The 2,087-nt window shown below is 62.8% G+C and carries 2 protein-coding genes; both read left to right on the forward strand.

What is annotated here, in order from left to right; translation table 11 throughout:
* Positions 1-380 precede the first annotated feature (380 nt).
* Positions 381-1,388, forward strand: coding sequence for a helix-turn-helix domain-containing protein (locus JMF90_RS34750; RefSeq protein WP_011548510.1), 1,008 nt, complete (start codon positions 381-383; stop codon positions 1,386-1,388).
* 219 nt (positions 1,389-1,607) lie between these two features.
* Positions 1,608-2,087: transporter (locus JMF90_RS34755; protein ID WP_236598100.1), on the forward strand; the 480-nt coding region annotated here is incomplete at its 3' end.

A 2,087-nucleotide genomic window follows, 5' to 3' on the forward strand; every position in this document is an offset into this window, starting at 1 on the left:
GTATGCACTAGTAATAACTGCATAGACATACGATCGGTTATGTCGTCAGCCCCAGACTCTCCCGGTACTCAATCTCACTGAGTGCGCCATGCGAGAACTTGACCGAACCAAGGTGATGCTGATCGCCGAGATGGGTTGGAAACCCGGGCGTGCAGCGTAACGGATCGGTCTGAGCGTTCGCCAAGTCAACCCGCTGATGCGGCGCTATCAGGAAGTCGATGACGGAGGCTGGCTCGTGAATTCGCCGCCGACGTCGTCGGCCGAAGGTCTGCCAGCCGCGAGCGCGTCGGGCACGTCCGGCCTCGGGGTAAAGACGCATTGTCAATGATTTATGGTGTGCGCACTGTCGGCACTGGTCTTCGTCCATCGCCCAACCTGCCATGCCGTACACCCCGTTGCCGCCCGCGACAACCGGCGACTCTTCGACGGACGGGATGCCGTTCATCCGGCGCTTCACCTGCAATGACGTCGACAGCCTCGCCGAATGCACGCACGGCTGGTCGATCCACCTCGATCAGCTCTCGCCTGGGCCTTTCCAGGGTACCGTCCATGCGATCCGCCTCGACGAGATGCAGCTCCTGAGGGAACGCGTGAATCGCTCGCTGCTGAAACGTGGCGACCAGTGCGCCGGTAGCACGTCGTTCAGCATCCCGCTGGAAACCTCAGGCACCGGATACTGCGGCGGCTCACCGCTGCGCGACAAAGCGCTGCTTGTCTCCAGCGGCACATCGCTGCCGGAGTTGCGCACCCCGGACCACCAGGACGTCGTATTGCTGACTGTCCCAACCGATACGCTTCGCAGGCTGGTATGGCTCGGCGATAACGATGGCGAAGCCGGCGGAACGCCGTCCAGCGAAACCAGCATCGCGCGCGTGCCGGTGGCCCGCTACGAAGCGTTGAAATCCTTGCTGGTAGCGGGTTTCAGCGCTGCAGACACGTCGGAGCAGCGCCTTGCGCGTCTGCAGACGCGCAAGGCGCTGCGCGACACTATTCTGATCGAACTCGTCGACGCGCTTGAAGCGGCCGGCCGGCCCGTTCGGCTCGATCCATCCGCGCGGCGTCGCATCGTCGACCGCGTGCGCGAGCTCGTGATCTCGCAGCCCGGCGTTCCACTGACCGTGCTCGACGTATGCCGTGCGGTGGGCGCGAGCCGGCGCAAGCTGCAGTACTGCTTCGAGGAAATCCTCGGCACGCATCCTGCGTGGTACTTGCGTGTGGTACGGCTCAACGCGGTGCGTCGCGAACTGCGCGAACATTCCCCGGCGAGCGCTTCGGTCAGCGACGTCGCGTGCCGCTGGGGCTTCTGGCACCTGAGCCGATTCGCGTCGCACTACCGGGAACTGTTCGGCGAACTGCCGTCCGATACGCTCAAACGCCCCCCACGATAATTACCAAAAGCGGATAACGCGCCGGATTTTGACGTTCCTAGACTCCGTACACATTTCAACTGTACGGGAAACGGCACGATGAAAGTCCTAAGACGCCCGCATGGCGTGCGGCACTGTCGCACACGCACCACCGTCGTCGCGATCGGCACATTGGCGGCAACGCTCGCATGTCAGAGCGCTGGCGCGCTTGAAAACGACGGCCCGATCACGCCGTTCGGCGTGTTCGATTTCGGCGCGGGGATGACGCCGCCACCCACGCCCAACGGCACGCTCGCCACACGCTTCGCGTACTACTCGACGCACACGATGCGCAACGGCGGCAATGCCGACTTCTCATTAACAGCCGCGTCGTGGAGCCTCGCATACATCAGAATGACAAACGCGAGGCTGTTCGGCGCGAACGTCGGCTTCGGCGCGATCGTGCCGTTCCTGAATCTGAACGGGCACGTGAACGTACCGACGCCCGCGGGAACGCTCGCAATGTCGGCCGATCCGACCAATATCGGCGATGCGGATTTCCAGCCGCTGATTCTCGCGTGGACTTTGCCTAATCTGTTCGTCAACGTCGCACTCCAAGTGCAGGCGCCAACGGGAGCCTATCGGTCCACTCGACTTTTCAATCCTGGCGTCAACCACTGGACCTTCTCGCCGATCATCGGCGCAACGTACATCACCGACAGCGGATTCGAAATCTCGACC

The sequence above is a fragment of the Burkholderia sp. E168m23 genome (genome assembly GCF_016586125.1).
Lineage (GTDB): Bacteria > Pseudomonadota > Gammaproteobacteria > Burkholderiales > Burkholderiaceae > Burkholderia > Burkholderia orbicola.